Annotated in this window: 31 protein-coding genes; 27 read left to right on the top strand and 4 right to left on the bottom strand. The window is 60.9% G+C overall.

Annotated features, from left to right (window positions below):
* Positions 1–495 (top strand): DUF3158 family protein, encoded by a 495-nt coding sequence (locus tag AC07OT_RS00675; protein WP_495107128.1) that lies wholly within the window; start codon positions 1–3, stop codon positions 493–495.
* Positions 492–893 (top strand): single-stranded DNA-binding protein, encoded by a 402-nt coding sequence (locus AC07OT_RS00670; RefSeq protein WP_495107127.1) that lies wholly within the window; start codon positions 492–494, stop codon positions 891–893. The genes AC07OT_RS00675 and AC07OT_RS00670 overlap by 4 nt, the downstream gene beginning before the upstream one ends.
* A gap of 236 nt (positions 894–1,129) precedes the next feature.
* On the opposite strand, the gene AC07OT_RS00665 is transcribed toward AC07OT_RS00670, so the two are convergent.
* Positions 1,130–1,792 carry a hypothetical protein gene (locus AC07OT_RS00665; protein WP_495107126.1) on the bottom strand — a complete coding sequence of 221 codons (663 nt, stop codon included), beginning with the start codon at positions 1,790–1,792 and terminating at the stop codon, positions 1,130–1,132.
* Between the two features lie 204 nt (positions 1,793–1,996).
* On the opposite strand from AC07OT_RS00665, the gene AC07OT_RS00660 reads away from it, so the two are divergent.
* The 5 genes from AC07OT_RS00660 to AC07OT_RS00640 all read left to right on the top strand — a co-directional run bounded on the left by AC07OT_RS00660 (position 1,997) and on the right by AC07OT_RS00640 (position 4,848).
* Positions 1,997–2,209, top strand: coding sequence for a YegP family protein (locus AC07OT_RS00660; protein ID WP_253490312.1), 213 nt, complete (start codon positions 1,997–1,999; stop codon positions 2,207–2,209).
* A gap of 305 nt (positions 2,210–2,514) precedes the next feature.
* Entirely contained in the window at positions 2,515–2,907 is a 393-nt protein-coding gene (locus AC07OT_RS00655; protein WP_495107125.1) for a hypothetical protein, read from the top strand.
* A 78-nt stretch (positions 2,908–2,985) separates the two neighbouring features.
* Complete coding sequence (locus tag AC07OT_RS00650) at positions 2,986–3,705, top strand: DUF5983 family protein (protein ID WP_495107124.1); 720 nt, start codon at positions 2,986–2,988, stop codon at positions 3,703–3,705.
* Positions 3,706–4,004: 299 nt separating this feature from the next.
* Entirely contained in the window at positions 4,005–4,478 is a 474-nt protein-coding gene (locus AC07OT_RS00645; RefSeq protein WP_495107123.1) for an STY4534 family ICE replication protein, read from the top strand.
* Between the two features lie 76 nt (positions 4,479–4,554).
* Complete coding sequence (locus AC07OT_RS00640) at positions 4,555–4,848, top strand: hypothetical protein (RefSeq protein WP_495107122.1); 294 nt, start codon at positions 4,555–4,557, stop codon at positions 4,846–4,848.
* Positions 4,849–4,894: 46 nt separating this feature from the next.
* Here the strand turns inward: AC07OT_RS00640 and AC07OT_RS00635 are convergent, their stop codons facing one another.
* Complete coding sequence (locus AC07OT_RS00635; protein WP_495107121.1) at positions 4,895–5,536, bottom strand: glycoside hydrolase family 25 protein; 642 nt, start codon at positions 5,534–5,536, stop codon at positions 4,895–4,897.
* Between the two features lie 151 nt (positions 5,537–5,687).
* Here AC07OT_RS00635 and pilL2 point away from each other — a divergent pair, with 151 nt between their 5' ends.
* Genes pilL2 through AC07OT_RS00600 form a run of 7 tightly spaced genes read left to right on the top strand, consistent with a single transcriptional unit; the run spans position 5,688 to position 11,323 of the window.
* Positions 5,688–6,167 carry a PFGI-1 class ICE element type IV pilus protein PilL2 gene (gene pilL2, locus AC07OT_RS00630; protein WP_495107120.1) on the top strand — a complete coding sequence of 160 codons (480 nt, stop codon included), beginning with the start codon at positions 5,688–5,690 and terminating at the stop codon, positions 6,165–6,167.
* An 8-nt stretch (positions 6,168–6,175) separates the two neighbouring features.
* Positions 6,176–6,787, top strand: a complete 612-nt coding sequence (locus AC07OT_RS00625; RefSeq protein WP_495107119.1) for a hypothetical protein — start codon at positions 6,176–6,178, stop codon at positions 6,785–6,787.
* Positions 6,788–6,814: 27 nt separating this feature from the next.
* A complete protein-coding gene (locus AC07OT_RS00620) occupies positions 6,815–7,558 on the top strand; it encodes a TIGR03759 family integrating conjugative element protein (protein WP_495107118.1) in 744 nt (247 codons plus the stop codon).
* On the top strand, positions 7,543–8,109 hold the full coding sequence (locus tag AC07OT_RS00615) for a transglycosylase SLT domain-containing protein (protein WP_495107117.1): 567 nt from the start codon (positions 7,543–7,545) through the stop codon (positions 8,107–8,109). Before AC07OT_RS00620 ends, AC07OT_RS00615 begins: the two co-directional genes overlap by 16 nt.
* A complete protein-coding gene (locus AC07OT_RS00610) occupies positions 8,106–8,522 on the top strand; it encodes an integrating conjugative element protein (protein ID WP_495107116.1) in 417 nt (138 codons plus the stop codon). The genes AC07OT_RS00615 and AC07OT_RS00610 overlap by 4 nt, the downstream gene beginning before the upstream one ends.
* A 1-nt stretch (position 8,523) precedes the next feature.
* A complete protein-coding gene (gene traD, locus AC07OT_RS00605) occupies positions 8,524–10,587 on the top strand; it encodes a type IV conjugative transfer system coupling protein TraD (RefSeq protein WP_495107115.1) in 2,064 nt (687 codons plus the stop codon).
* Positions 10,580–11,323, top strand: coding sequence for a TIGR03747 family integrating conjugative element membrane protein (locus AC07OT_RS00600; protein ID WP_495107114.1), 744 nt, complete (start codon positions 10,580–10,582; stop codon positions 11,321–11,323). The genes traD and AC07OT_RS00600 overlap by 8 nt, the downstream gene beginning before the upstream one ends.
* Positions 11,324–11,393: 70 nt before the next feature.
* Here the strand turns inward: AC07OT_RS00600 and AC07OT_RS00595 are convergent, their stop codons facing one another.
* A complete protein-coding gene (locus AC07OT_RS00595; RefSeq protein ID WP_495107113.1) occupies positions 11,394–13,127 on the bottom strand; it encodes a UvrD-helicase domain-containing protein in 1,734 nt (577 codons plus the stop codon).
* Entirely contained in the window at positions 13,124–14,869 is a 1,746-nt protein-coding gene (locus AC07OT_RS00590; protein ID WP_495107112.1) for an ATP-dependent nuclease, read from the bottom strand. Before AC07OT_RS00590 ends, AC07OT_RS00595 begins: the two co-directional genes overlap by 4 nt.
* Positions 14,870–15,146: 277 nt before the next feature.
* Between AC07OT_RS00590 and AC07OT_RS00585 the strand changes: the two genes are divergently transcribed.
* From AC07OT_RS00585 to AC07OT_RS00525, 13 genes are all read left to right on the top strand, one after another.
* Positions 15,147–15,464 carry an integrative conjugative element protein, RAQPRD family gene (locus tag AC07OT_RS00585; RefSeq protein WP_495107111.1) on the top strand — a complete coding sequence of 106 codons (318 nt, stop codon included), beginning with the start codon at positions 15,147–15,149 and terminating at the stop codon, positions 15,462–15,464.
* Positions 15,451–15,690 (top strand): TIGR03758 family integrating conjugative element protein, encoded by a 240-nt coding sequence (locus tag AC07OT_RS00580; RefSeq protein ID WP_495107110.1) that lies wholly within the window; start codon positions 15,451–15,453, stop codon positions 15,688–15,690. The genes AC07OT_RS00585 and AC07OT_RS00580 overlap by 14 nt, the downstream gene beginning before the upstream one ends.
* Before the next feature lie 77 nt (positions 15,691–15,767).
* The gene (locus AC07OT_RS00575; protein ID WP_253493967.1) at positions 15,768–16,067 is read left to right on the top strand and encodes a TIGR03745 family integrating conjugative element membrane protein; all 300 of its coding nucleotides are present in this window, start codon (positions 15,768–15,770) and stop codon (positions 16,065–16,067) included.
* 13 nt (positions 16,068–16,080) lie between these two features.
* Entirely contained in the window at positions 16,081–16,473 is a 393-nt protein-coding gene (locus AC07OT_RS00570; protein WP_253490344.1) for a TIGR03750 family conjugal transfer protein, read from the top strand.
* A complete protein-coding gene (locus AC07OT_RS00565; RefSeq protein ID WP_495107109.1) occupies positions 16,470–17,129 on the top strand; it encodes a PFL_4703 family integrating conjugative element protein in 660 nt (219 codons plus the stop codon). The genes AC07OT_RS00570 and AC07OT_RS00565 overlap by 4 nt, the downstream gene beginning before the upstream one ends.
* On the top strand, positions 17,126–17,965 hold the full coding sequence (locus AC07OT_RS00560; RefSeq protein ID WP_495107108.1) for a TIGR03749 family integrating conjugative element protein: 840 nt from the start codon (positions 17,126–17,128) through the stop codon (positions 17,963–17,965). The genes AC07OT_RS00565 and AC07OT_RS00560 overlap by 4 nt, the downstream gene beginning before the upstream one ends.
* Complete coding sequence (locus AC07OT_RS00555) at positions 17,955–19,337, top strand: TIGR03752 family integrating conjugative element protein (protein WP_495107107.1); 1,383 nt, start codon at positions 17,955–17,957, stop codon at positions 19,335–19,337. The genes AC07OT_RS00560 and AC07OT_RS00555 overlap by 11 nt, the downstream gene beginning before the upstream one ends.
* Positions 19,318–19,728: a TIGR03751 family conjugal transfer lipoprotein gene (locus AC07OT_RS00550; RefSeq protein ID WP_495107106.1), complete on the top strand. Its 411-nt coding sequence runs from the start codon at positions 19,318–19,320 to the stop codon at positions 19,726–19,728. The genes AC07OT_RS00555 and AC07OT_RS00550 overlap by 20 nt, the downstream gene beginning before the upstream one ends.
* Positions 19,728–22,550 (top strand): conjugative transfer ATPase, encoded by a 2,823-nt coding sequence (locus AC07OT_RS00545; protein WP_495107105.1) that lies wholly within the window; start codon positions 19,728–19,730, stop codon positions 22,548–22,550. The genes AC07OT_RS00550 and AC07OT_RS00545 overlap by 1 nt, the downstream gene beginning before the upstream one ends.
* 65 nt (positions 22,551–22,615) lie before the next feature.
* The gene (locus AC07OT_RS00540; protein WP_495107104.1) at positions 22,616–22,927 is read left to right on the top strand and encodes a type II toxin-antitoxin system RelB/DinJ family antitoxin; all 312 of its coding nucleotides are present in this window, start codon (positions 22,616–22,618) and stop codon (positions 22,925–22,927) included.
* A complete protein-coding gene (locus AC07OT_RS00535; RefSeq protein ID WP_495107103.1) occupies positions 22,924–23,226 on the top strand; it encodes a type II toxin-antitoxin system RelE/ParE family toxin in 303 nt (100 codons plus the stop codon). The genes AC07OT_RS00540 and AC07OT_RS00535 overlap by 4 nt, the downstream gene beginning before the upstream one ends.
* Positions 23,227–23,672: 446 nt before the next feature.
* On the top strand, positions 23,673–23,918 hold the full coding sequence (locus AC07OT_RS00530; protein ID WP_495107102.1) for a DUF6124 family protein: 246 nt from the start codon (positions 23,673–23,675) through the stop codon (positions 23,916–23,918).
* A gap of 463 nt (positions 23,919–24,381) precedes the next feature.
* Positions 24,382–25,317: a TIGR03756 family integrating conjugative element protein gene (locus tag AC07OT_RS00525; protein ID WP_495107101.1), complete on the top strand. Its 936-nt coding sequence runs from the start codon at positions 24,382–24,384 to the stop codon at positions 25,315–25,317.
* Position 25,318 lies beyond the last annotated feature (1 nt).

Genomic DNA, 25,318 nt, shown 5'->3' with positions numbered 1-25,318 from the left:
ATGCCCACACCGATTGCAGACGAGGTCACCATCCTGCTGGAACAGTCCACCTCCCTAAAGGGCCTTTTAAGGGCTTTTAAAGGTAAGGGGGAATTGACCACGCTGGTCGATAGCTGCATCGCACTGCGCGAAGAGCTGATCCATCAGACTCTGCCACAGAAAGTAGCGCGTGCCCGCGTCTCGCCACTGCATTTGCTGCCGGTGCAATTGAGCAGCCAGAGTACCGACGCAGGTACCAGGTTTCTGCGTTGGCGCCGCGTCGACCGGACCGCCATGGGCGTGGCGCAATGGCAGGCCCTGCTACTGGCGCCGAGTACACCGGATGCGCTAGTGCCAACGCTGTATCGACTGGAGCGGCAACGGGTGTTGCTCAACGCACAGATCAGCCTGATTCACGCCCTGCTGTACCTAGCAAGCACGACGACCGACAAATTGGCCGTGGCCGAGCGCACCTATGAACAGCGCCTGCAATCCATCAGTAAGGAGGTCGTATGAGCACCTACTTTGTCGGCGAGGGGAATATCGGTACTGCACCGGAATACCGTGAGTTCCCACGGGACAATGCCGAACCGCGGCGATTGCTGCGGCTTAACGTTTACTTCGACAACCCGGTGTTACTTAAGGATGGTTACGAGGATCGCGGTGGTTTTTGGGCGCCCGTGGAGCTGTGGCATTCCGAAGCGGAACAATGGCAAGCGCTGTATCAGAAAGGCATGCGCGTACTGGTCGATGGCCGCACTGTGCGCGAGGAGTGGGAGGATCGGGAGGAGAATCTGCGCGTCACCTTCAAGGTCGAAGCGCGGCGGGTAGCAATTCTGCCGTATCGGATTGCCAAAATTACGCTTCAAACGCCTGTAGAACCGTTAGAAAAAACGACCTCCGAGCGAGACTGAATCGTTACATCTTTTTAACCAGAGAGCTTGCGCCAACAGCCTTGTACATACCCATCATGACGTCATTCGTCGAGAGCATGCTGATAAGCAAAGACACTGTTTTTAGTCTTTCTTATAGCCGAGCCGCAAGCCCGTCACCGAGTGGTGAGTTTATCTCTTGACCGCCTACTGCGCTCTCCGCTCGGCCTTGTATTACGAGAGCCTCAAAGCGTTTCAGACGGACCTGCGTACGCGAACTAAACAGCCGGTATATTTTCAGCGTCAGAAATCACGCTCCCCTTTTCCTGACCATCAACGCTGACGTCTGGTTTGTGCGGAGCCGTACCTTCATGCTGAATTTGGATAGGCCGCAGTTTGAACAGTCGATTAGCTGTGTTCATACCAAACGCAAGCCATGTCGTGAACAGCAAACCTAAAACTGCACCAAGTATCGCGAACACAGCCTCAAACCGCCCTTGGTCCGCAAGGTAGAAAAAAGTAATCATGAGCGCGATGTACGGAACTAAGCCAGATAGAGCGATGTAGATGGGCCAATGACCGTAAGTTTTTTCGCTATTACCGTGTGCCATTCGCTGAAAACGACGGCCATCTTCAGAAATATTTACAAAAATCCGAGCGACCAAGTAGTACCTCAGTGCGGCAAAAGCATGGTCCTGGTAATCCAGGGCAAGGCGCAAGGCGCGTGGGTCAAGATTGATCCGTTGGCTGAACGCTTCACGCACATCCATCACCAGTACCATTGGGTGCACAGTGCGCCACGAACCAGAATGCACCAAGTCACGTAAACGCTGCGTTCGTTGATGAGAGATGCTAGCCGTGTTGTGCCGCCACGTAACGAACAGCGTCAACAACGCGATAGCGAGCGGCACAACTACAGCCTGCCATACCTGAAAATCCATTTACGACTCCTTCATCAACATTAACGATATAAAGTCAAACACCATCTCACAATCAACACGCCTACGTCCGTTAGGTCGAACGTAATTTGCGATCTTCGACACATTGCGAAGTAACTCGAATCTCTATGTTTATAGACGCTCTCCCGGCATGATTGATAGCGTTCAGCGCCCGCTACATAAGTATCGACATCCGAGGAGACGCATATGGCAGAGGCTGCCCACTTTTACGTATACAAAGACGTCAAAAACGAATGGCGTTGGCGATTTATCGCTAAAAACTCAAAGATCATCGCCGTCAGCTCCGAGAGTTATCACAACCTCAAGGACTGCGAACACTCTGTTGAATTAGTCAAAACACAGGACTCCGCCACCCGGGTTATTGGCGACGACTCCTTCATGCGATTACGTACACAGTAATCAGATTCGGCTCATGCAGTGCAGCACTGCATGGGCTATCTCACACAGTTCTTACGTTTGAGCCAGATAATCAACACCCGCCTATAGCGGGCTGCGCCCGTTGCCGATTGACGCTGCCCCGCCACCCACCATCCTCTCCAGGCTAACGCCCAGCGCTGCCGACTCGTTCGGCACCCGCCCAGGTAGTCCAGATCTTCAAGGCTACGGCGCAGTACCCGCTGCGTTGGTCCAACAGCCTGTTGCATGTCACAGGCCATCGTCCTTCCCACGGCCGACCCAGGCCGTCATTGTCTGGAGATTCCCCCATGAACCTACCGCCCACAAAACCCGAGGTCTCGGACCAGATGATCGCTGATCACCCCGAGCCCCCTGCAACCCAGCAGTTCTTCCAAACCTGGCAACACGCCGTCCGGCTCGCAGGCCCACGTTACTTCGGTATTGAGCATCACAACGACATCAACCTGGCCCTCAGTAAATGGGATCTGTGCCCCGATGTCCCACTGATTGAAACGGCCATCGGCGCCATGAGTCATGGTGAGCAGGTGTTCCTTGCTGCGCTGGTCAGTTTTTACAACGATGAAACCGGGGGACGCCTGTTGCAACGGGTTGGCGTCCACGGACTGGCTGACTTTGGTCTGCTGGACTCCCGGCGACGCTACCTCATCGCCAACCTGATCATCCACTACAACGGCTGGTAATCCAGCAACTCAGGCACCCGACGGGACACCTCCCGTCGGGGGTGGTGTCCCTCCTCATTTGCTTATAGGAGAGTAGCCATGCCTATCGACAATCATTCGTTCAACCCATTCGTCCGCGGTTTTAACGAACTGCGCATCCAGCGCCTGTTGGCCATCCTTTACGATGCCAAGGCGCCGCTGTGCTACCTGCCACCCCATCCTTCCCAGCAGCACCTGGATGACGAGCAACTCGAACGTCGGCCTTGTCTGTTCAATGACACCCATGCGCTGATCATTACCTCAAACGCTGCGTCGACGGTCGATGACGACAACCACCCAAATCCAGGAATCGTGGTGCAGGTGATCTACGGAGTATTTGCCTACGATCAATCACCGCCCCTCCTGGTGGGCGATCTCTATTCCCAGGCCCATGCCCAACAGAGAGTTCAGCAACTGACGTTTGAGACCGGCCACTACAGCCGTTGCTGGGAGGTCAGCAGTGCCCACTTGCCGGAAGCGGCCTGGAGCACGCTGAAAATGTTGACGTCTTTTAATGGCCTGCTGTTTGAGTCTTTTGCGCTACCAGCCAGCGCTGCTATCGGTTTCAAACTGATTGCCACACCCTGGACCGATGCGCATCTAAGTAAGGTCGGAAGCATCACAGCGGAACAGTTGCGCCAGGAACAACTCTGCAAAGGCGTGCCCAGAGAACTGGTCGAGGTGCTGCATTTGGCGGCACAGGCCGATGTTCGGGTACTGATATTCGACCCAAATGCTGCGTGCCTGGCGGGATTGCCCACCTACGAAGACTTGCAATGATCCCACCACTCAGAAGCCCCGTTCGCGGGGCTTCCTCATACCTGCAGCCGCGAATTCGGGTGTCCGTGCGCGGCGTATTCATGCATGCCGCAGGCAAGCAACAGGATCACGCTGAAAGCATGTTCCGCCGACCCGTTCGGCAACATGCCCAGGTGGTCTCGGTCTTCAAGGCCACGGCGCTCAGGCGCTGATCCGCGTCACGCACATCACCAGTCCAACACTGGTAATCAACCCGTGGGACCACGTTCCGACGGGACGTCTCCCATGTTCATCTCCACTTTGAATTGAAGGAGACTGTCATGTCTCAATCGTCTTGCGTCTCTGAAGAGACGACCTACTTCGATCTGCACACCCAGGGCCTCGGTTACCTCAACCGAATTCGCGAGGTCACACCCAGCCGCGGCAAGTCATTCCTGGCCTGCACCATCGCCGCGCTCAATGGGCCCACACAGGCACCTGAGTACCGCTACTTCGACGTCATTGTCTGCGGCGCTGAAGCGCAGCAATTGGTCAACCGCTACGCCAACGCCGTCAACCGGGGCCAAAAAGTCCTGATGGGCTTTCGTCTCGGCGATCTGTGGACCGATCTATTTCGCTACAACCGTGGCGAAAAAGCCGGCAAAACCGGCGTCAGCTTGAAGGCGCGGTTGCTGTTTGTCAGTTGGGTCAAGGTCGATGGAAAGCTGGTCTATCAGGCACGACCCAAGGTTGAGTCCGAAGAAGCCGAAGTACCCCGTCCTGCGGATGCACCGGCGACTGCCGAGTCCATTTAGAACCCGTGTTCCTTTCATCCATCCGACGGCGTCACGGTTTGCCGTGGCCTTGTCGTACGTTATGGAGGATTCCATCATGGAAACCGCATACGCTAACGCCCCGCGCTTTTCGCCGGGCATGATCGTCGCTACGGCCGGGGTTCAAGCCCTGATCGAAAGCAGTTCCTTCCAGCCCCTGCCCTACCTGCTGCGCCACCTCAACGGTGACTGGGGCGATATCTGTCCTGAAGACTGGGAGGAAAATCAGTCCGCGCTGGAGCTTGGCAACCGCCTGCTCTCGGTCTATCACGTCGCGCCGGAGCTGACATTGTGGATCATCACCGAGTGGGATCGGTCGGTGACGACGATGCTGCTGCCTGACGAGTATTGAGCCTGAAAAGCAACGGCCCCAATCGGGGCCGTTGTGCTGTTTGCCTTCAAGGCTTGACCCAATCCAGATCCACCGCGCCCTGGATACCCTCGACCTGGCCCTTGCTGCTGTGCTGCCACCACTGCCAGCTTTTGCCGTGTTTGCTCCAGGTTTCCGGCACAGTGGGCTCGGCGACGTCCCAATGGGCAATCCACAGCGGGCATTCGCTGAAGTCATACTTGCGCCAGGCCACGCTGTTGCTCCAGATACTGGGCGAGGCATAAATATGCGGATACGCCCCCTCCAGCAGCGACACCCTGACCAGCGTCACCAGTTGGAACAAGGCATCAGCCATCTGATCCGGGGTGGCCTCTTCGTTGCGATGGGTCTCGACATCGATGGCCAGGATGTCCTGCCCGACCTTGAACCCCACCTCCGAGAGGCAGCCCTGGATATTGGCCAGTTGCTCGCACGGCGTGCTGCTCAACGCACGGAAATAGTGGTACACCCCGGCCTTCAGGCCGTTCGCCTTCATGCCTTGGAAATTCTCGACGAATTTGGGATCGGTGTAGTCGCCGCCCTCCGTCATCTTTGCTATCGCATGGGTAACGCCCGCGCCGGCCACACGCACCCAATCGATATCGCCCTGCCAGCGCGACACGTCGATGCCGCGTGCATTTGCATCGTTGATCGGTCCTTCGCAACTCATATCTGCTCTCCTGCAATGGATATCTTGACGCTGCATCTTTTCATCGGCGACCGGCCGCCATGCACTATCGGGATACCGCACCTTGCCCATTCCAGATGGCAGCGGGCATATCAAGGCACGACGCTGCGCCATAACTGTCATGGAGCCCATCATGCTGATACGTCCAAATTGCTATCGCCCGATCATTGCCGCTTTGGCCGCGATGCTGGTCGGTGCATGTGCCTCAACCACAGAGGAAACAGCACTTTCCATCACACCGATGCCGGTACCAACCGACGAGGATGCACGCGAGTTCCTGCGCCAAGGCCGCTACACCCTGGTCGAACTGCGCCCCGACGCCGGGCAGCAGAACCTGCTGCGGCAAATCATCGACCTACGCATTCCAGCGACCCACGCCACCACCGTCGGCGATGCCATACGCTATGTGCTGCGCCGCTCGGGCTACCAGCTGTGTGAGGGGGGCCCGGTACTGGCGACCTTGTGGGATCTACCCTTGCCGGCGGCACATTTACGGCTTGGCCCGCTGCCGTTGAACCAGACCCTGCAACTGCTGGCCGGTGATGCCTGGCGCCTGTCGATAGATGAACGCGCACGACAGGTCTGCTTTATCACCACCCAATCCAATGGCTAGGCTCAGCCATGATTTCAACGCCCCGCAATAGTTCGCGCCTGATCCGCGTGGCAGTGGTCGTATGGTTGACACTGATCAGCGTCGGCTTGGTCGCGCTGGCACTCTCCCTGACCCGCCTGGATGCACAACGCCGCCAGGACGCACCTGATGCGCAGATTGCCGAACTGCAAACCCGCGCACTTGAACTGGAAGCGTTCCGGGCCTCCGTCGAAGCAACACCCGCTGCTGTGACCGAAAGCGATTTCCAGCAGGCGCGCGACCACTGGCAGCAGCAATGGGACACCCTCGGCCAGCGTCAGCAGGATCTCGCCAGCACTACCGACCTGACCGCCCTGCAAAGCCGTCTCGACGCCTTGGTTCAACAGATCAACACCGCCAAACCTGTCGTAACCAAACCACGCGCTCGCGCTGCCAAGCCACGCGCTGTTTCCACGGCCCCGACTTTCCAGTTACTGGGCATGGAGTTGCGTGGCGGCGAACCCTTCCTGGCAATCCAACCCAACGGCACCACTGGCTTGGCCACCGTTCGCCTGCTCCAGCTCGGCGATGCCGCAGGCCGCTGGCAGTTGGAGGCCCTGGAACCACGCAGCGCGCTGTTCCGGAGTGGCCAACAGATGTAGCGCCTGCCGCTGCCCCAGGAGTAAGCCATGGCCTCGCAACTGCTTTCCCGTACCCAGCCCGCACTGGCCGTCGCGGTACTGGCGGCCCTGCTGATCGGCCTGGCCTCGGCATTGGCTGGCGGTGAAGCCACCAGTGACACCCGCCTCAGCCAGCAACGTGACAGCCGCGAAACCCGCAGCTACGAACAACGGGCCGAAGATTGGGGCCTACTTGCCGAGGACTGGGCACGCTACCGGCAGTTGCAACAAGGCCCACTAGGTGTGTACTCACCCAACCTTGATCCCCTGACTGCACTGGGTATCGAGTCCCGTAATGACGAAGAACGCCGACGCTTTGCCGAACTACAGGTACTGGTCGAGTCGGCCCGTGTCACCAAGGAACTGGCCTATCAACGTGCCTATGACCAGGCCTGGAAACGGCTGTACCCAACCCTGCAAGTGGTCACCCTGACCGCCGCCAACAGCAGCCCGGCGCGCTTGCAAGGCAATGGCCGTCTGGCGCTGTTTATCGAGGACAACTGCATGGCCTGCAACCTGCAGGTCAAGAAGCTGCAAACCGCCGGCCACGAGTTCGACCTGTACATGGTCGGCAGCGACAACGACGATGCCCGCCTACGGCAATGGGCCCAGCGCATGGCACTGGACCCGCGCAGCGTGCGCGAACGCCGGGTCACCCTTAATCACGACGCCGGGCGCTGGGCCAGCTTGGGCGTGGCCGGTGAGCTGCCGGCGCTGGTGCGCGAGGTGGGCGGGCAATGGCAACGTCAATGATCGGCCACTGCACGGCACTGCTACTGGTCCCGACACTGCTTGATCCATCCGCACTCACCGCGCGGGAGCTGCCACCGCCAGCCTATCAACTGGCAGCCGCACAGGCCCGGGTGCCGCCGAATCTGCTCTACGCAGTGGCCCTGCAAGAAAGCGGACGCAACCTGCGTGGGCGGACTGTACCCTGGCCCTGGACGCTGAATGTCGCCGGCCAACCCCGCCGTTACGGCACCCGCCGCGAGGCCTGCGCTGATCTACGCCAGGTCTTGCAGCTCACCCCCGCGACACGGGTGGATGTAGGCCTGGGGCAACTCAATGCCGGTTATCAACGCCACCGTGTGCGCCAACCCTGCGAGTTGCTGGAGCCGTACCGCAACCTGCGCCTGGCCGCGACCATTCTGCGCGAGCAATACAACCCCGACCAAAGCTGGTTGATGGCCGCCGGGCGCTATCACCGCCCCGCCGGCGGCGCACCGGCCGTTCGCTATCGACAGCAAGTGGGCCAGCACCTGGCAAGGCTGGAGGTCGCCGAGTCATCCCGGAGAACGCCATGAAACATTTCGCCCTATCACTGGTTTTGTTGGTGCCCAGCCTTGTGCTGGGTGCAGAGGCCGACGACGCACCGACGGCACCGTACGACGAAGCCGCACTGCTGCCGATCCGTTCGCCTTCACTGCGCCCTGGCCCTGTAGAGCCGCGAGCGATCAGCCTACCCGGCATCACCGCGCTCTTTCTCATCGGTGACGACCCGCGCTCCCACGTCTGGCTGCAACAACGCCTGCCCGACCTGCAACGCCTCGGCGCCGCCGGGCTGGTGGTCAATGTTGAGTCAGCCAAAGCACTGCAGGCCCTGCGCGAACGTGCCCCCGGCCTGAGCTTGACCCCAGTACCCGGCGATGACCTGGCCCAGCGGCTGGGACTGAGCGGCTACCCGGTGCTGATCACCGCCACGGCCATCGAGCAATGACATGGCCCAGACCGTCGAAGTGCTGCTGCGCCCGGCGGTGGAGCTGTACACCCTGGCGATCTGCGCCGGCAGTGCGCTGCTCTGCCTGGCCGCCCCTTGGGCAGTGGCGCTCAGTCCGCCACTGGGGTTGGGGGCGGCATTGGGGTTTATCGTGTTCGGCGCGATTCGTCTCCAACAGGCCTGGGTAATCCTGCGCTACCGCCGCAACATCCGGCGCCTGCCCCGCTACGCCCTGCGCGACAGCCAAATCCCGGTCAGCCAGGAGCGGCTGTTTCTCGGCCGCGGCTTTCGTTGGGAACCGCACCATACCCACCGCCTGCTGCAAACCTACCGCCCGGAGTTCCGGCACTACGTCGAGCCCCCTTGGCGGCTGCGCTATGCGCGCCGCCTGGAAGAGCGCCTGGAATTTGCCCCCCAGCCCTTGCCGCAACTGGCGCGCGTCACGCGTTGGGACCATCCACTGAATCCAGTGCGTCCCTTGCCCGCAGTGGGCGGCCTGGCCCGCCTGCACGGTGTCGAACCTCATGAGGTCGAAGTCAGCCTGCCGCTGCGCGAGCGGGTCGGCCACACCCTGGTGCTCGGCACAACCCGCGTCGGCAAGACCCGTCTGGCTGAACAACTGATCGCCCAGGACATCCGCCGTGGCGAGACCTGCATCGTGTTCGACCCCAAGGGTGATGCCGACCTGCTCAAGCGTGTGTACCTGGAATGCCTGCGCAGCGGCCGGCTGGATGCCTTCTACCTGTTCCATCTGGGTTGGCCCGACAGTTCCGCGCGCTACAACGCCGTCGGCCGTTTTGGTCGCATCACCGAGGTGGCCAGCCGCATCGCAGGGCAACTCTCCAATGAAGGCAACAGCGCCGCGTTCCGCGAATTCGCCTGGCGCTTCGTCAACATCATCGCCCGTGCCCTGGTCGAACTCGGCCACCGCCCCGACTACCTGCTGATCCAGCGCCATGTGGTCAACATCGACACCCTGTTCATCGAATACGCCCAACACCTGTTCGCCAAGCGCGCGCCCAAAGCCTGGGAAGCCATCGTGCAAATCGAAGGCGGCATCAACGAGCGCAATACTCCACGCCATATGCTCGGTCGCGACCGCCGGGTGGTGGCGATCGAGCAGTACCTGACCCAGGCGCCGCTGTTCGACCCGGTGCTCGAAGGCCTGCGCAGCGCCGTGCGTTACGAGCGCACCTTCTTCGACAAGATTGTCGCCTCGCTGCTGCCACTGTTGGAAAAATTGACCAGTGGCCGCATCGCCCAACTGCTGGCCCCCGACTACGCGGACCTGAATGACCCACGGCCGATCTTCGACTGGATGCAGGTGGTGCGCCAACGCGCGGTGGTCTATGTCGGCCTGGACGCGCTGTCCGACAGCGAAGTTGCCGCCGCCGTCGGCAACTCGATGTTCGCCGACCTAGTCTCCGTGGCCGGCCATCTGTACAAATTCGGCCTGGACGACGGCCTGCCCGGCACCGCAAACCAGCCGACGGCCCCGATCAACGTCCACGCCGATGAATTCAGCGAACTGATGGGCGACGAGTTCATCCCCATGGTCAACAAAGCCGGTGGCGCCGGTGTACAAGTCACCGCCTACACCCAGACCCTCAGCGACATCGAAGCGCGCCTGGGCAACCGCGCCAAGGCCGCCCAGGTGGTGGGCAACTTCAACAACCTGATCATGCTGCGCGTGCGCGAGACCGCCACGGCCGAACTGCTGACCCAGCAACTGCCCAAGGTCGATGTCGCCAGCGTCTCACCGCTCAGCGGCGCCACCGACAGCTCCGATCCCCACGGCCGCACCGCCTTCACCTCCAGCAGCATGGACCGCATCACCACCACCAGCGTGCCGCTGCTGGAGCCGGCGCATATCGTCGCCCTGCCCAAGGGCCAAGCCTTTGCCCTGCTCGAAGGCGGCACCCTGTGGAAGTTGCGCATGCCACTGCCGATCCACGAACCCAACACCGGCCTGCCCGACGACCTACGCGCCCTGGCCGAACAGATGCGTTGCCAGTACAACAACGACGAACCGGCCTGGCACGCGCAAGCCTGCGGCCATGCGTGACCCGGCCAGCGTCGCCCAACAACAGCAGGCGCGGCAGCATGGGCTGGTCATCGGCCTTATCACCCTGCCGCTACGATTTATCGGAGTGTTGTTGGGCTCGTTGCTGCTGTGCCTGGTGATTGAGCTGATCGGTATGCACCTGTTCTGGCCGGAGCAAGGTTGGCGGCATGCACAAGGGATGATGAACTTCGAGCTGCAACAGCTTTCGGCCCAGTTCACCCGCAGCGTGGTAGTGCAGGAGCCGGGCCGCAGCGCCTCTCGACTGGTGGTCTGGCTACATCAGATTCTGCTGTTCGACAGCGGACTGCTGGACTGGCTCAAGCGCATGAACGACCAGGCGAAAGCCGCTGATAGCGCGAGGGGGTTCAACGCCAGCCTGGCTCAGGCCTTGGTTTATCTGGAGCGGTATGTACTGGCGGCGTTCTACACCACGGTGACTTTTGTACTGCGCCTACTGGTACTGGCCATGACCCTGCCGTTGTTTGCCCTGGCAACCTTCACCGGGTTGGTGGATGGGCTGGTGCGGCGGGATCTGCGGCGGTTCTGTGCGGGGCGGGAATCGGGGTTTCTGTACCATCGGGCGCGGGCTACGCTCCTGCCGCTAGCGGTGTTGCCGTGGGTGACGTATCTGGCCTTGCCGGTGAGTGTGCATCCACTATGGATTCTGCTGCCGGCAGCGGGGATGTTGGGGGTGGCGGCGGATGTGACAGTGGGGAGTTTTAAGAAGCACCTTTGAGCAATCACCGCCAAACGCGCAAGGCTGCAGTAGAAGCGGCCTCTCGCCACTCGAGCAATATTTGAGGCGCTCAAAGCGGATCTACAACGCCGACCTCCCGAAAACCCGCCGCTAACAGCGCAGGCCGCAGCTCGCGCAATGCAGAGGCAGGCACTCCAACCCAAGCCAAATTCTTGGCTCGCGTCAGCGCAACATAACCAATGCGGCCAAGCTCAGTTTCAACACCATTCAACATTGCCGTTGCATGTTCCTTGGTCGCCACGTATAGCACTGCGTCAATGCTCTCGCCCTTGACCTGGTGAACGGTATCGACACGGATCCGTACGCCTAGCTCGGCAGCCAAATGGTCAAGCCTCACCAGTGGCGCATCAGGCAACCCCGTCTTGGCCAGCTTCCGGCCGATATTGTCGACAGCAGCAAAACCAAATTCCAGCTGCAGCTTGACCAACAGAGCTTTGACTCGTTCGACCAGTAACGGGTGCCAATGTGTCGTGGCGACCAGATCAGACGACGGCAGCCCGGTGTCGGCATTGCGTGTGAATGCCCACAAGAGCCGATGTAGCCCCTTCATCTCCGGGTACTGCGAAGGTTGAAGTAGTTTTGACAACAGGCCGTCCGATGGATTTTCCAACAACGTTACAATGCCACTGGCAACGCGCTTGAACGCTGCCCGAAAATTCCGGTGTTTGTCGCGGTCAACAGCGGCCGATGAAAACACCTTGATCACACCTCGGCCCGCCGGGGGCTCCATGCCAGCAAGTGCTTCGGCTTGTGAACGCCCGCGACACAGGATGGCGCAATCCTGGGGACGAAATCGCAACTTGAGCACTTCGGCGTGAAATGTGTCGACAAGCAATGGAAGCTCCGCCCTGGTATAGCCGATAAAGTAGGCGCCACCGATAGCATCATCCGGCTCCCGATGCGCCGAATCGTCTCGACCTGACAACCGATTGGCCAAATTCAGGATGGGCGGCAACGATCGGTAATTACGAGTCAGTGCATAGGTGGCAACTCCCTCACGCGCATGGTACTTCTTCAAAAAAGTCCCGTCAGCGCCAGCAAATTCGTATATTCCCTGATTTGGATCACCGATCAAGGACACCTGCACACCGGCGTCAACCAACAGCTCCAACACCGTCTGATGTGCGGTACCGATGTCTTGGGACTCGTCAACCAAGATATGGGGATAGCGGAGCGCCAGTGCCTTGCGGATGGCGGGCTGCTCTCGCAAGATCCTATAGGCCCAATAACGCCCGAGGTCATGGGTGTAAGCCCCGGCTCGTCCTAAGCGATTCACTAACTTAACTACGATGGCCGTATCGAGCAGTTGAGCGGTACCGTGTACGTCGTAGTAGAAGAACGCAGCCCCTTCGTTAAACCCCACTTTGATCTTCGTGACAGGCAAAGGATATTCACCCGTCCAGTAGGTAAATCCGTTCAAGAACGGCTCATTGCCAGTGACCAGATACGCCGACTGCACTGACCCCATTGTTCGGTAGGCATGCGGACGCAAGAGGTGACCGGTGATGAATCCATCCAACGTATCGATATCCACACGATTGCGACCGACACTCGTTGGCAGTGTTTGAGCCAACTGCTGGTAGGCCTTCCTGAACGTCTCCACGGCAACATTGGAGAAAGAAAGCAATGCCACTCGGCCACGCTGCTCGCCGAGCTGCCGGCGCATTTCGATTACCCGATGTACGGCGGTACCAGTCTTGCCACTTCCCGCGCACGCGATGACAGCCATGGGCGTCAAAGGAGCGTCGACAATTGCCCGTTGTTCCAATGACAGCTTCTTCATCTGCCCTCCGGAACTTGGCATACATGCTCTACAGCCTGCAGGATGTAGCTGGGCACCACGCACGCCGCACCATCCTTCAGGATTTGGGCAAGCTCCTGCGCAAAACGACCTTTCTGCACATTGTTCTGTGCACGCTCGAACATCCCCGAAAAAAGGGCTCGCGCCTTGGTGGCATCGTCAGCGGCCGCATCAACAGCAGCTTTAACAGTCACTGCGATTTTCGGGTGCATCTCGGCAAGCGCGGCAAGCATTGCCGTTCGGTTGTCGGCATGCAGCGCCAAGTCGTACTCCAACGTTTTCACACCATGTCGCACTTGGACATAGCGATCCTGCAGCGCCTTCATCTTCGCCGTGTTGTCCGAGACAATCACCACATCATCGGCTCCCGGATAGAGAGCAAGTGGTTCTTCGCCTTCCACCACCACACTGGTCGGGTCAGCATCGGTGAGCAACACGGTGGGCAGCTTCAATGCCTTCTCACCGAACAATGGCAGGAACGAGTCAAAGTTCAGCCCCTCCACGCTGATTAGGCTCACACCATGCTCTCTCAGGTTGAACCCGGCCTTAGCCGCCAAGATATCGACCAACATCAGCTCCGCAGCCCCCTCCACAAACATCACGCGTCGGGCGAAGAATAGCTCGGCTCGTGTGACATCCAGATAGCGTTCCAACTTTTCCCGCTTACCCTTACCAAATGTGATCGTCCTTGGGAAAAACGTTTCGATACCTTCATCGGTCTCGACTAAGCAGGTCAGACAATCCAGATCGGCAATGCTGGCAAAATTTGGCGAGTGACTGGTGACAAACAGCTGCACCGGCTTCTCGCCGGCCATAGATTGAATGCTCTCCAAGTAACGAAGCAGGACAGCCTGAAGTTGGGGGTGCAGGTGCGCCTCGGGCTCTTCCACGACCAGCCCCCGATAGGTGGCTTCCGGATTTTTGGTCAGTTCGCTGAGCACGACGGCCATGAAGATGAGGTTGTTGAATCCCAGCCCGTTCTGCTCGATCTCGAACGAGTCAACTGACAGTGAGAGCCGCGAAGACAAACGCTGAAAATCGCTGACGCTCAGACCCACCTCAAGTACTTGAGCCAACTGCTTTCCCAGCATGGTGTCGTGCCTGGTCGAGATCGCAGTTTGAGTGCTGATGATCGGCGGGTGCTTCTTGAGCTCATCATCCAGGCGTTTGAGCTCTTTATCGATGCCCGCCCGGCCCGCATCGTCTGCCAACAGATGCAATAGGCGGGACAACTGACTATGACGGCTGGGTCTGAGGCTTTGCGAAGCATCTCGCAGGGGTTGCAAGTAGACGCCTCGCAGATTTTCCATCATATCCGCCGTCAAGCCGACTTCCTCATGCTCTCCGCACCACCGCTTCACCCTGAAACGTCCAGCTTTGTCAGGGTCGGAGTACCGAATCCAGATGTGGGCTTCCAGCTTGTCTTGCAGACCCGGCTGGAGGGCTGCCAAGAAGTCAGCTTCGTCATCCTCATCCAGCCCACGAAAAACGTAGTGGAAAACGATGTCCCCCTCCGCCACTCCTGCTTTGGAGTGATGGCGATCTTCTACGCTGAAACGAGGGTAAGGTTCCTCATGACCCGCCAACAATGCGCGTAATGCGTCCACTACCGCAGTCTTGCCTACATTGTTTGCTCCCACTAGAACGTTCAAACCCGCCTGAAAAGACAGCGTTGCGCTCTTCAGCTTTCGAAAGTTCGTGATATTCAGTACTGCAAGATACATAGGCACTCCATTCCTCAGTATTTCCCTTTCCGACCTGACCGGGAGAGCATCTCCCGCACATGCCAGCCCCAGTGTTTTCATTCAAACCGATGACATCATAACGATACAACTCGAACGCTACGGCCCGATCCCACGTGCCTATCGCAGACCCGTGCCGGAATACGGCCTGAAGCTCTCGCCCATTTTCAGCTGTGCTGGGCAGAATGACACAGCAGCATCTGCCCTCCCAGCCCCGGAGTCTCGGCACATGCGCAAGATCCATCCAAGTAGTCGGCAAATGGGAGTCCTTACCCTTTCCCTGCTACTGGTCCCCCCCCTCGTTCTTGCTTCAGGCACAACCCAGGAGCCTGCTCGCCTGGCCGTCCTGCTCCGCCAACTCGACCTGATCGAACGCCAGGCCGAAGCCAGCGCCCGCCTCCCCCGCAACGACACCTCCCGCTACCACTTCGACTACACCCGTTTCCGCGATGACGTGCAGCGCATGCGCCAGGGCATCCGTGACCACCTGAGCCCGCAGCGCGCTCAGCCGCGCGATCCGCTGCCGTTGTCCGGCGACTACCGCCGTGAGACCGAGGCCAACCATGAGCCTGAGTAACGAGCAAAGCATCGCCTTCCTGGCCCACGGCGGGTTCACGCCGGGCGCCAGTGCATCACTGTTGATTGCGGTGGTGTTCGCGGTGTTGCTGGTGTGGGGCATATGGGCGTTGCGCACGGCTTATGTCGGTTGGGTCGAGCACAAGCTGACCCAGCGTCAGTTGCTCGGAGTCGCGGTGCGTTTTGCCGCGATGTATGTGGTGTTGACCTATTTCCTGCTGTCATGAACGAGGTTGCCATGAAGCGTTGCCATCAGGCCTTTCCCGTTGCGCTGGCCGTGGCGTCCGGCGGCTGGTCGGCGGCGATGCTGTTATCACCGGCTCGGGCGCGGGGTGCGCTGCCCAGCCTGGAAGAGCCCTCGCGCGGGACAGGTGACGGCATTATCTCAACGATGCAGAACTACGGTTACGACATCGTGCTGCTGGTGGCGTTGCTGGTGATCGCCTCGATGTTCATTGGCGTCTGCTACCACGCCTACACCACCTATTCGGAGATCCACGCCGGGCGCAAGACCTGGGGCCAGTTCGGGCTGACCGTGGCGGTGGGTGCGCTGTTGCTGGTGGTCGGCATCTGGTTGCTGACCCAGGCCACCGGGATCTTGTAGGGAGAAGGCCTCCATGCTGAGCACATCGCGATCCGATCAGACCCTGACCTTTTTACCCCATCGCCTGAACCGCCAACCGGTGGTGGTGCGCGGACTGACGGCCGATGAGCTATGGGCCTGCACCGGGATCAGCGCCGCGCTGGGGGCGCTCGCCGGGTTGCCGTTGGCCTGGCTGAGCCGCAGCGTGGCGATGGTGCCCACGTTGATGCTGATCGCGGTGGTGTGCGGGGTGTTTTTCGGCGGTGGCTTGCTGCGCCGTCAGAAGCGCGGCCGGCCGGATGCCTGGTTGTATCGGCAGTTGCAATGGAGGCTGTGTCAGCGCTATCCGCTGCTGGCCCGCTACGTCGGCGGTGAAGGTTTGATTCTGCGCTCGGGCGCCTGGCGCACACGCCGGAGCCAAGCATGAGCCGGTTCAAGAATGAGGTCACGCACCTGCAGGCCCATGTGCGCACCCTGCGCCTGGGCGGGTTGGCGTTGCTGGGGCTGGCGGCATTACTGGCGGTCGGTTGGTGGAATGCGCCGCGTGATCTGACGATCCACATTCCGCCAGATCTGCGCTCGGGCAGTGTGCGCAAGTGGTGGGAAGTGCCGCCCGGCACGGTGTACAGCTTTGCCTTCTACATCTTCCAGCAGCTCCACCGTTGGCCCACCAATGGCGAAGACGACTACCCACGCAATATCCGCGCGCTGTCCTCTTACCTGACCCCGGCCTGCCGGGTGTTTCTGCTCGACGAAGCCGGGCGCCGGCGCGACAGCGGCGAGCTGCGCCAGCGGGTGCGTGGGGTCTATGAGATTCCCGGCCGCGGCTACGGCGACAACCCGATGACGCGGGTCAAGGCCCTTTCCGATGACGACTGGATCGTCACCCTGGACTTGAGCGCCGATGAGTATTACGGCGCCGAACAGGTCAAGCGAGCGTTGGTGCGCTATTCGCTGAAGGTGGTGCGGCTGGACATCGACCCGGAGCGCAACCCCTTCGGTCTGGCGCTGGACTGCTACAGCCAAGCACCGCAACGCATTGGCCGCACCCCAGATGACAACGGTGAGGAGTCCACACCATGAAACGATTGCTGTGCAGTGCCCTGTTTTTGCTGGTCAGCCCGCTGGCCACTGCGGTGGAAATCCTGCGCTGGGAGCGTTTGCCGTTGGCGGTGCCGTTGCAGGTCGGTCAGGAACGCGTGGTGTTTATCGAGCGCAATGTGCGCGTCGGCCTACCGGCGTCACTGCAAGGCAAACTGCGCGTGCAAAGCGCCGGCGGCGCGCTGTACCTGCTGGCGAACGAAGCTATCGCGCCCAGCCGCCTGCAACTGCAGGACGCCGACGATGGCACGTTGATCCTGCTGGACATCGTCGCCGAGCCGGCCAGAACCGGTGAGCCGCCGCTGGAGGCGGTGCGCATTGTTGAGGCCGAACGGTCGACACCCCGCGACGAGGTGGAGGCTACCGTTGCACGCCCTGCCCCGCCAACGCCGCTGCCCGTGGCGCTGACCCGCTATGCCGCACAAAGCCTGTATGCACCGTTGCGCACGCTCGAACCGGTGCCCGGCGTGACCACGGTGCCCCTGCGCGATGACTTGGTGCTGGACACCTTGATGCCGGAGCTGCCGCTGGCCTATCGCGCACTGGCGGCCTGGCGATTGGAGGACTTGTGGGTCACTGCGGTGCGACTGCGCAACACCTCGCCGCGCTGGATTGAGCTGGATCCGCGCCGCCTGCAAGGGGATTTCGTCAGCGCCACCTTCCAGCATCTCGACCTTGGCCCCAAAGGCGACGCCACTGACACCAGCGTGGTGTATCTGGTCACCCGCAGCCACGGTTTGGCCGGGTCGCTGTTGCCAAGTCTCAGCCCGGTGGATGCGGCGCTGAACCTGCCCCGGAGCCGCGACGATGAAAAGTAACGGACTGCTCAAGTGGCTGATGCTGCCGCTGATTTTGCTGCTGCTCTACGTCGGGGTGAAATGGGCCGGGTCATCGCGGGATGACGCCGGCGAAGGCAATCGCGTCGAGCCGCTGAGCCGCGATGAAATGCAGGCACTGGGCATCGAAGGCGACACCCCGCGCGATACGGTGGCCACGCTGGTTGCCCAGGTCAAACAGCTGCGCGGCGAGCTGCAGGGTGCGCTGAAAAGCAATCAACAGGAGAAGGCCGAGAACGAACGGCTGCGTCAGCGCGAAGGCGCCATTGAGCTGCGCCTCCAGAGCGCCATGCAGGACGGGCGCGAGCAGTTGGCCGAAACGCAACGTCAGACCCGTGGCCTGATCGAGGAGCTGCAGCAGCGTCTGGAATCGCTGGGCAATACCGACCTGCCGGTTGGTCTGGGTCTGGAGGACAGCGATAACCAAGGTCTGATGCGTGATCAACTGATCTGGATCGAACCCGAGGATGGCCGCGCCCCAGCAAACAAGCCCTCCAAACCACTGACCTTTCCCACCTCATTCGGCCCCGCCCAAAAACCACTGGAAGACACCTCTGCCCGGCTCGACAACGCAAGCAAGGCGTTGCGTGAAAAAACCGCACTGCAACCGATGTATACCGTACCGGCCAATGCCACGTTGATGGGCTCAGTGGCGATGACTGCGTTGATCGGCCGCGTGCCAGTGGAAGGTACGGTTAACGATCCCTACCCGTTCAAAGTGCTGATCGGCCCGGACAACCTCACCGCCAACGGCATCGACCTGCCGGAAGTGGCCGGCGCTGTGGTCAGCGGCACGGCTTCAGGGGATTGGACGCTGTCGTGTGTGCGTGGGCAAATTCGCTCACTGACCTTTGTGTTCCGTGACGGTACGGTGCGCACGGTGCCGTCGAAAGGCGCCAAACGCGAAAATGACAACGATGAGCAGAGTAGCGACACCCGCCAGGGGTTGGGCTGGATCAGCGATCCCTACGGCATCCCCTGCGTTGCCGGTGAGCGCCGCAGCAACGCCCAGCAGTACCTGGGCTCACAGGCGCTGATCACTGCCGCCGGAGCGGGCGCCGCCTCGCTGATTCAAGGCAATAACAGCATGACCTACACCAGCCCCGGCAATCCGCTGGGCACGGTGGGCATCACCACCAACGAGGCTTTGGGACGGATTCTGGCCGGTGGGGTGCAGGAGATGGCGCAGTGGGTCAACAAGCTCTACGGGCAGGCTTTCGCGGCGGTATACGTGCAACCTGGCGCCAAAGTTGCGGTACATATCGAGCGGGCGATCACGGTCGATTACAACCCCAGCGGGCGCCGGGTCGATCACAATCGAGGAGAGAGCGGCCATGTCGTTGAACTGGATTAAATCCACGCTATTTTCCGCCTTGGTGCTGCTGGGCGGCTGCGCCACCAACCCGGAGAAGGTACTACCCCACGGCGATTCCACAATGCTGGATATCTGGAACCAACAGACCGACGGTGGTTCTTCGATGCGCCGCCTGCTGGACGCCCGCCAAACGCTGCGCCGACCGTTGCAGCCGCCGGTGCCGATGGTCGATCAGAGCGGCTACACCCGCACCGCGCAAAACGAGATCTACCGCCAGTTCCAGCGCCTGCCCAACCCGGACCTGGTGATGTATATGTTCCCGCATTTGGCCGGCACAGAGTCGGTCCCGGTACCAGGCTACAGCACGGTGTTCTCGCTGTATCAGCGGGTGCACTACGCCCTGCCCGGCGAGCGGGTCGAGGACTACTGATGAAACGCGTACAGCGTCGTCCGGGGAATGCCTGGCAACGCTATCTGGCTCGGCTGCGCGGCTTGGGCATCCCCGCACCGAGACGTGACCCCACTCGCCGTCCTGCGACCCGCGCCGACGAACAGCAGCTGTATGCCTCGCCGCCGTCCTTTGTCGATCTGCTGCCCTGGGTCGAATATTTGCCCGACTCGCAGAGCCTGCTGCTGGATGACGGTCAATCGGTCGCGGCGTTCTTTGAACTAAGCGCTATCGGCACCGAGGGCCGCGAGGCCGAGTGGTTGTGCAGCGTGCGCGACGCGCTGGAAAACGCCTTGCAGGACAGTTTCGATGAACTGGACCAGCAGCCGTGGGTGGTGCAGCTCTACGCCCAGGACGAGACCGATTGGGACGAGTATCTCACCGGGCTGCGGGCTTATATGCAACCACGGGCGCAAGGCACCGCGTTCAGCGCGTTCTATTGGCGTTCCATGCAGCAACATCTGCAGGCCGTGGCCAAACCCGGCGGGCTGTTCGAGGACACAACCGTCAGCCACCTGCCCTGGCGCGGTCAACGCCGCCGCACGCGGCTGGTGGTGTACCGGCGCACGGCAGGCCCCCCGTCACGACGTGGCCTGCCGCCGGAAGCGGCATTGACGGCCATCTGTGAGCGCCTGCTCGGTGGCCTCGCCAATGCCGGTGTGCACGCCCGCCGCCTGGAGGCCGCCGCGATCCATGCCTGGTTGCTGCGCTGGTTCAACCCCGCCCCCAACTGGCTGGGCACAGACGCCGAGGCGCGGCGGCGTTTCTATCGACTGGCTGAGCTGCCCCCTACCCCGGATGCCGATGAACTGGAACTGGCCTGCGGCAGCGACTTCGCCCAACGCCTGTTCTTTCGCCAACCGCGCTCGGATACCGAGCACGGCGTGTGGTGGTTCGATGAACAACCGCACCGCGTCGTTACCCTGGACCGGCTGCGCAGTCCGCCCGGCATCGGCCATCTCACCGGCGAGACTGCCAAAGGCGGCGATGCGCTCAACGCGGTATTCGATCAATTGCCGGAAGACACCGTGCTGTGCCTGACCCTGCTCATCACCCCGCAGGATCGCCTGGAAGCCCAGCTCAATCACCTGAGCCATAAATCCGTGGGTGACACCCTGGATTCGCAACAGACCCGCGAAGATGTCGAACAGGCGCGCAGTTTGATTGGTCGCTCGCACAAGCTCTATCGGGGGTCGCTGGCGTTCTACCTGCGCAGCCGTGACCTGCCGGAGCTGGACGCACGCGGCCTGCAACTGGCCAACGCCCTGCTCAATGCCGGACTGCAACCGGTGCGCGAAGAGGATGAGGTAGCACCGCTCAACAGCTACCTGCGCTGGCTGCCGTGCGTATTCGATCCGGAGCAGGACAAGCGGCAGTGGTACACGCAACTGGTGTTCGCCCAGCATGCCGCCAACCTGGCGCCGGTCTGGGGCCGCAGCGAAGGCACCGGCCACCCCGGCATCACCTTATTCAACCGGGGCGGCGGGCTGATCACCTTCGACCCGCTGAACCGATTGGATCGGCAGATGAACGCGCACCTGTTCCTGTTTGGCCCGACCGGCTCGGGCAAGTCGGCGACCTTGAACAATCTGCTCAACCAGATCATGGCGATCTACCGGCCGCGGCTGTTTATCGTCGAAGCCGGCAACAGCTTTGGTCTGTTCGCCGACTTCGCCCAGCGTCTGGGCCTGAGCGTGCATCGGCTTAAACTGGCCCCCGGTGCCGGGGTCAGCCTGGCGCCGTTCGCCGATGCTCGCAGGCTCGTGGACAACCCCAGCCAGGTCAAGACGCTGGATGCCGATGCCCTGGATGAGGACGGTTCCGAGCAGGAAGACGAGCGCGATGTGTTGGGCGAACTGGAAATTACCGCGCGGTTGATGATCACCGGCGGCGAGGACAAGGAAGAACAGCGCCTGACCCGCGCCGACCGCAGCCTAATTAGGCAAAGCATTCTGGATGCGGCCCATCACTGCGCCAGCCAGCAACGCACGGTGCTGACCGAAGACGTGCGCAACGCCCTGCGCGCCATGGGTCAGGATCTTGCCTTACCCGAATCTCGCCGCGTGCGCCTGCTGGAAATGGCCGATGCCATGGACCTATTCTGCCAGGGCAGCGACGGCGAGCTGTTCAATCGCGACGGCACACCCTGGCCCGAAGCCGATGTCACCCTGGTCGACCTAGCCACCTACGCCCGTGAGGGCTACAACGCGCAGTTGTCGATCGCCTATATCTCGCTGATCAACGCGGTGAACAACCTGGCCGAACGCGACCAGATGCTCGGCCGCCCGATCGTCAATGTCACCGACGAGGGTCACATCATCACCAAGAACCCGTTGCTGGCGCCCTATGTGGTGAAGATCACCAAGATGTGGCGCAAGCTCGGCGCCTGGTTCTGGCTGGCCACGCAAAACCTCGACGACCTGCCCAAGGCTGCCGAACCAATGTTGAACATGATCGAGTGGTGGATCTGCCTGAGCATGCCGCCGGATGAGGTGGAGAAGATCGCGCGTTTTCGTGCACTGACCCCGGCTCAGAAAGCTCTGATGCGCAGTGCGCGCAAGGAGGCGGGCAAGTTCTCGGAGGGGGTCATCCTGTCCAAATCCATGGAGGTGCTGTTTCGTGCGGTGCCACCCAGCCTGTACTTGGCGATGGCGATGACCGAGCCGGAGGAAAAGCACCAGCGTCACCAGTTGATGCAGGCTCATGGCATTGATGAGCTGGCAGCAGCGTTCCGGGTCGCAGCCCAACTGGATGGCATCCGAGGGATCGAACCGCTGGTCATCGATCTGCCGGAAATGGGCTGAACGGCATGGAAATTGTCATTCAGTTGAATTACATTCTACCCAAGCCCACCCCAGGAACCTCAGCCATGGCCAGCAATGCCCTGATCCAGATCCGCATCGACCCGGACGTGAAAGACCGTGCCACGGCGGTCCTGCGCAACCTCGGGCTGACGGTCTCCGACGCCGTGCGTATCCTGCTCACCCGCGTCGCCAATGAAGGCGCCCTGCCCTTTGGGTTTGCCACAGACCCCGGCACTTATGACGCCTGGTTCCGCGCCAAAGTGCAGGAGGCACTGGACGACCCTCGCCCAGCGATTGCCGCCGAGGACGTCGAGGCTCACTTCGCCAAGCGCCGTGCCAAAGCCCAGCGCAAGCTGTCGGAAGGTGGTGAGGCGTGAAGTTGGAGTGGTCGCCTTGGGCTCTTAAGGATCGCGATGCGATCTTCGATTTCATTGAGCAGGACAACCCGCGTGCCGCCATTGAGGTAGATAGCCGAATTGCCGAACAGACCCAGCGACTGGCTCAGTTTCCTGAGAGCGGTCGCCGTGGCCGTTGTCTCGGCACACGCGAGCTGGTGATCAATCGCACGCCTTACATCGTCGCCTACAGAATCCATGATGAGCGTGTGCGGATCTTGCGCGTGTTGCATGAGGCTCAGAGCTGGCCGGAAGATTTACCCACGCTGGTTGGCCAATGATCTAAATTCTTGATAGCACACGCCTCTGCCATTCAATACCTAGTGTTGACTTACGATGACTCGGGAATAGGCTAACCGCGTCACAACGCTGTTGTGGCCGGGTGTCGCAACCTGCAATCGCACGAAGGCGCGGTTCAGCGCCATATGACAGTGGTCGACGCTTTTTCAAGCCGGCGACTGTCCTTCTATGGCAGGCCGTGCGGGGCAGGCTTCGGCCTGGCCGGTTTGCCTTCGTGTGCCGGTTTGCGACCCTCGTACGGTCTGCCACCTTTTCCGTGTCGCAACGGCGGGTGGTAGTTCCTTAACCACACGTTGGAGATAAGGAGAATGGCCTATCCCCCTTTTACGCCAGGGCGCCGCCCGGTAAACATCGCTATCAGATCCAAACTGTCCCGAAGCAACCTCGCACGATGGTTTCGAGGTTCTGCGCCAGCGGAGGTTTTGTCATGAACAACGACCTCCCCATGAAGAGCGCGTCGTCCAATATATTCAATGTACGCCCTGGAATTAGCCCGGAAGATGCCTTGACCAATGCCAGTGAACTACTGGCCTCCGCAGTCAGCATGGGCTATTACGGTGCCTTCGAGTTGGTAGGTGCCCAACGCGACAAGGCGCTGGGCATACTGCAGCTCGTAGAAATGGCAAAGATGCTGGTCGATCAGACCCTTGAGAAGCAATTCCCAGCGGCATGATTGCATTACGCGAGCGCCAATGGCCGCTGCGGTACTTTCGCAGCGGCCTTATTGTTGCCTCTGCGCGATCGTAAAAAATTCCTACGTGATTTTCAGAACACATCAAAAAATCGAATAGCCGACTCCGTGACTTGAAACCGCCGTATCAAACTATCTGCCTGGTAGGCCCACAGTCATCATGTTGCGCCACACCCAAACGTTCTGCTGATACATAAGATCAACGCCGCCAAGGGCCGCGTGTTCAACTGCTCAACGTTCATGAACCCTCGTATCCTGCTGTAACCGTTTAACCCCCACGAGTAAGCCCGACATCCGATGCAGGGCGCCGCGCGCCGGGCTATCCACATTATCGAATCTATGAACTGCCAACATAGTAGGGGTGTAAGCCGCCCCGCTTTTCCTCGCGACATCGCCGGTAGCCGGCGCTCAACTACCTTCTGATCATTCAACCGGTAGTTGCCTGATGGACCCACGTCAACGCTTGCGGCACGGCTCGTTGAGCCTCGCCCTGCTGGCCACCGCCGGCAGCGCCACCGCCATCGATAGCGCCACCCTGATCAGCTCCAGTCTGTCCCCGGACTGCCTGGCCTACCGCATTGTCGGCGTGTGCTACTGGCTGCGCTGCACACCCTACGGCTGCAAGGTCAAAACCTCGGTGAAAGTGCGTCACTACGTGCCGGACGCGGTGGTGTCGAGCTATGCCGACACCGGCGCGAACCCCTGGCGCGAAGTCGCGTTGATGAGCCCGGCCAATCCTTCGGCTCAAGGCGGCGGCGACAGCACCACCAATCAGTCCAACGAAAACGCACTACTCAAGTTCAAGAATGCGGACGTGATCGGCCATCCGGGCACGCTGTTGTTCAATCGCTTCGCCAGCCAGTTCGGCTACAGCTGCACTGGGGCAGGCACCGCGTATAGGCCGTATCTGCTGAGCAGTTTCGACGTCCCCGCCTGGCGCTACAACGTTCCCGAGATGGTCTATCCAGAGGCATTGACACCCGGTCAGCGTGAGGTGGGTGTCACCGGGGATCTGTGGGGCAGCGTGTATCCGCGCGGCGGCTTCCTGCTGCAGGCCGACGACTACAAGGCGGCGGCCGTGGTCGCCCAGCGCGCAGGCGATGTTGTCACCCGCAGCGGTCAGCCACATCTGTATCAGTCCTTGCTGGCCCGGGCGCAACCGGGTTATTGGCCGGCCGGCGCACTGCGTGAGAACGATGCCGACAGCGGCAAGTGGCAGCGGCTGCAACCGGACCTGTCGATGAACTGCGCGGTGTTCCCCAATAGCGAGGCGTTGCCGCAGGCCGAGGACGGCGCGTATGCCTGGAGTTTGTGGCGCCCGTATAGCTGCTGCAAGCGCGAGGGCCAATTTTTTCTCGGCAGCACCGACACAGGGAGTTAAA

The organism is Pseudomonas sp. GW821-FHT09C10, assembly GCF_059418085.1.
The sequence above is the reverse complement of the archived record's forward strand: the minus strand, read 5'-3'. Positions and strand labels throughout refer to the sequence as shown.

Coding starts and splice junctions, on each gene's coding strand:
- AC07OT_RS00675 (WP_495107128.1), top strand. CDS start 1: ATGCCCACACCGATTGCAGACGAGGTCACCATCCTGCTGGAACAGTCC.
- AC07OT_RS00670 (WP_495107127.1), top strand. CDS start 492: ATGAGCACCTACTTTGTCGGCGAGGGGAATATCGGTACTGCACCGGAA.
- AC07OT_RS00665 (WP_495107126.1), bottom strand. CDS start 1,792: ATGGATTTTCAGGTATGGCAGGCTGTAGTTGTGCCGCTCGCTATCGCG.
- AC07OT_RS00660 (WP_253490312.1), top strand. CDS start 1,997: ATGGCAGAGGCTGCCCACTTTTACGTATACAAAGACGTCAAAAACGAA.
- AC07OT_RS00655 (WP_495107125.1), top strand. CDS start 2,515: ATGAACCTACCGCCCACAAAACCCGAGGTCTCGGACCAGATGATCGCT.
- AC07OT_RS00650 (WP_495107124.1), top strand. CDS start 2,986: ATGCCTATCGACAATCATTCGTTCAACCCATTCGTCCGCGGTTTTAAC.
- AC07OT_RS00645 (WP_495107123.1), top strand. CDS start 4,005: ATGTCTCAATCGTCTTGCGTCTCTGAAGAGACGACCTACTTCGATCTG.
- AC07OT_RS00640 (WP_495107122.1), top strand. CDS start 4,555: ATGGAAACCGCATACGCTAACGCCCCGCGCTTTTCGCCGGGCATGATC.
- AC07OT_RS00635 (WP_495107121.1), bottom strand. CDS start 5,536: ATGAGTTGCGAAGGACCGATCAACGATGCAAATGCACGCGGCATCGAC.
- pilL2 (WP_495107120.1), top strand. CDS start 5,688: ATGCTGATACGTCCAAATTGCTATCGCCCGATCATTGCCGCTTTGGCC.
- AC07OT_RS00625 (WP_495107119.1), top strand. CDS start 6,176: ATGATTTCAACGCCCCGCAATAGTTCGCGCCTGATCCGCGTGGCAGTG.
- AC07OT_RS00620 (WP_495107118.1), top strand. CDS start 6,815: ATGGCCTCGCAACTGCTTTCCCGTACCCAGCCCGCACTGGCCGTCGCG.
- AC07OT_RS00615 (WP_495107117.1), top strand. CDS start 7,543: ATGGCAACGTCAATGATCGGCCACTGCACGGCACTGCTACTGGTCCCG.
- AC07OT_RS00610 (WP_495107116.1), top strand. CDS start 8,106: ATGAAACATTTCGCCCTATCACTGGTTTTGTTGGTGCCCAGCCTTGTG.
- traD (WP_495107115.1), top strand. CDS start 8,524: ATGGCCCAGACCGTCGAAGTGCTGCTGCGCCCGGCGGTGGAGCTGTAC.
- AC07OT_RS00600 (WP_495107114.1), top strand. CDS start 10,580: ATGCGTGACCCGGCCAGCGTCGCCCAACAACAGCAGGCGCGGCAGCAT.
- AC07OT_RS00595 (WP_495107113.1), bottom strand. CDS start 13,127: ATGAAGAAGCTGTCATTGGAACAACGGGCAATTGTCGACGCTCCTTTG.
- AC07OT_RS00590 (WP_495107112.1), bottom strand. CDS start 14,869: ATGTATCTTGCAGTACTGAATATCACGAACTTTCGAAAGCTGAAGAGC.
- AC07OT_RS00585 (WP_495107111.1), top strand. CDS start 15,147: ATGGGAGTCCTTACCCTTTCCCTGCTACTGGTCCCCCCCCTCGTTCTT.
- AC07OT_RS00580 (WP_495107110.1), top strand. CDS start 15,451: ATGAGCCTGAGTAACGAGCAAAGCATCGCCTTCCTGGCCCACGGCGGG.
- AC07OT_RS00575 (WP_253493967.1), top strand. CDS start 15,768: ATGCTGTTATCACCGGCTCGGGCGCGGGGTGCGCTGCCCAGCCTGGAA.
- AC07OT_RS00570 (WP_253490344.1), top strand. CDS start 16,081: ATGCTGAGCACATCGCGATCCGATCAGACCCTGACCTTTTTACCCCAT.
- AC07OT_RS00565 (WP_495107109.1), top strand. CDS start 16,470: ATGAGCCGGTTCAAGAATGAGGTCACGCACCTGCAGGCCCATGTGCGC.
- AC07OT_RS00560 (WP_495107108.1), top strand. CDS start 17,126: ATGAAACGATTGCTGTGCAGTGCCCTGTTTTTGCTGGTCAGCCCGCTG.
- AC07OT_RS00555 (WP_495107107.1), top strand. CDS start 17,955: ATGAAAAGTAACGGACTGCTCAAGTGGCTGATGCTGCCGCTGATTTTG.
- AC07OT_RS00550 (WP_495107106.1), top strand. CDS start 19,318: ATGTCGTTGAACTGGATTAAATCCACGCTATTTTCCGCCTTGGTGCTG.
- AC07OT_RS00545 (WP_495107105.1), top strand. CDS start 19,728: ATGAAACGCGTACAGCGTCGTCCGGGGAATGCCTGGCAACGCTATCTG.
- AC07OT_RS00540 (WP_495107104.1), top strand. CDS start 22,616: ATGGCCAGCAATGCCCTGATCCAGATCCGCATCGACCCGGACGTGAAA.
- AC07OT_RS00530 (WP_495107102.1), top strand. CDS start 23,673: ATGAACAACGACCTCCCCATGAAGAGCGCGTCGTCCAATATATTCAAT.
- AC07OT_RS00525 (WP_495107101.1), top strand. CDS start 24,382: ATGGACCCACGTCAACGCTTGCGGCACGGCTCGTTGAGCCTCGCCCTG.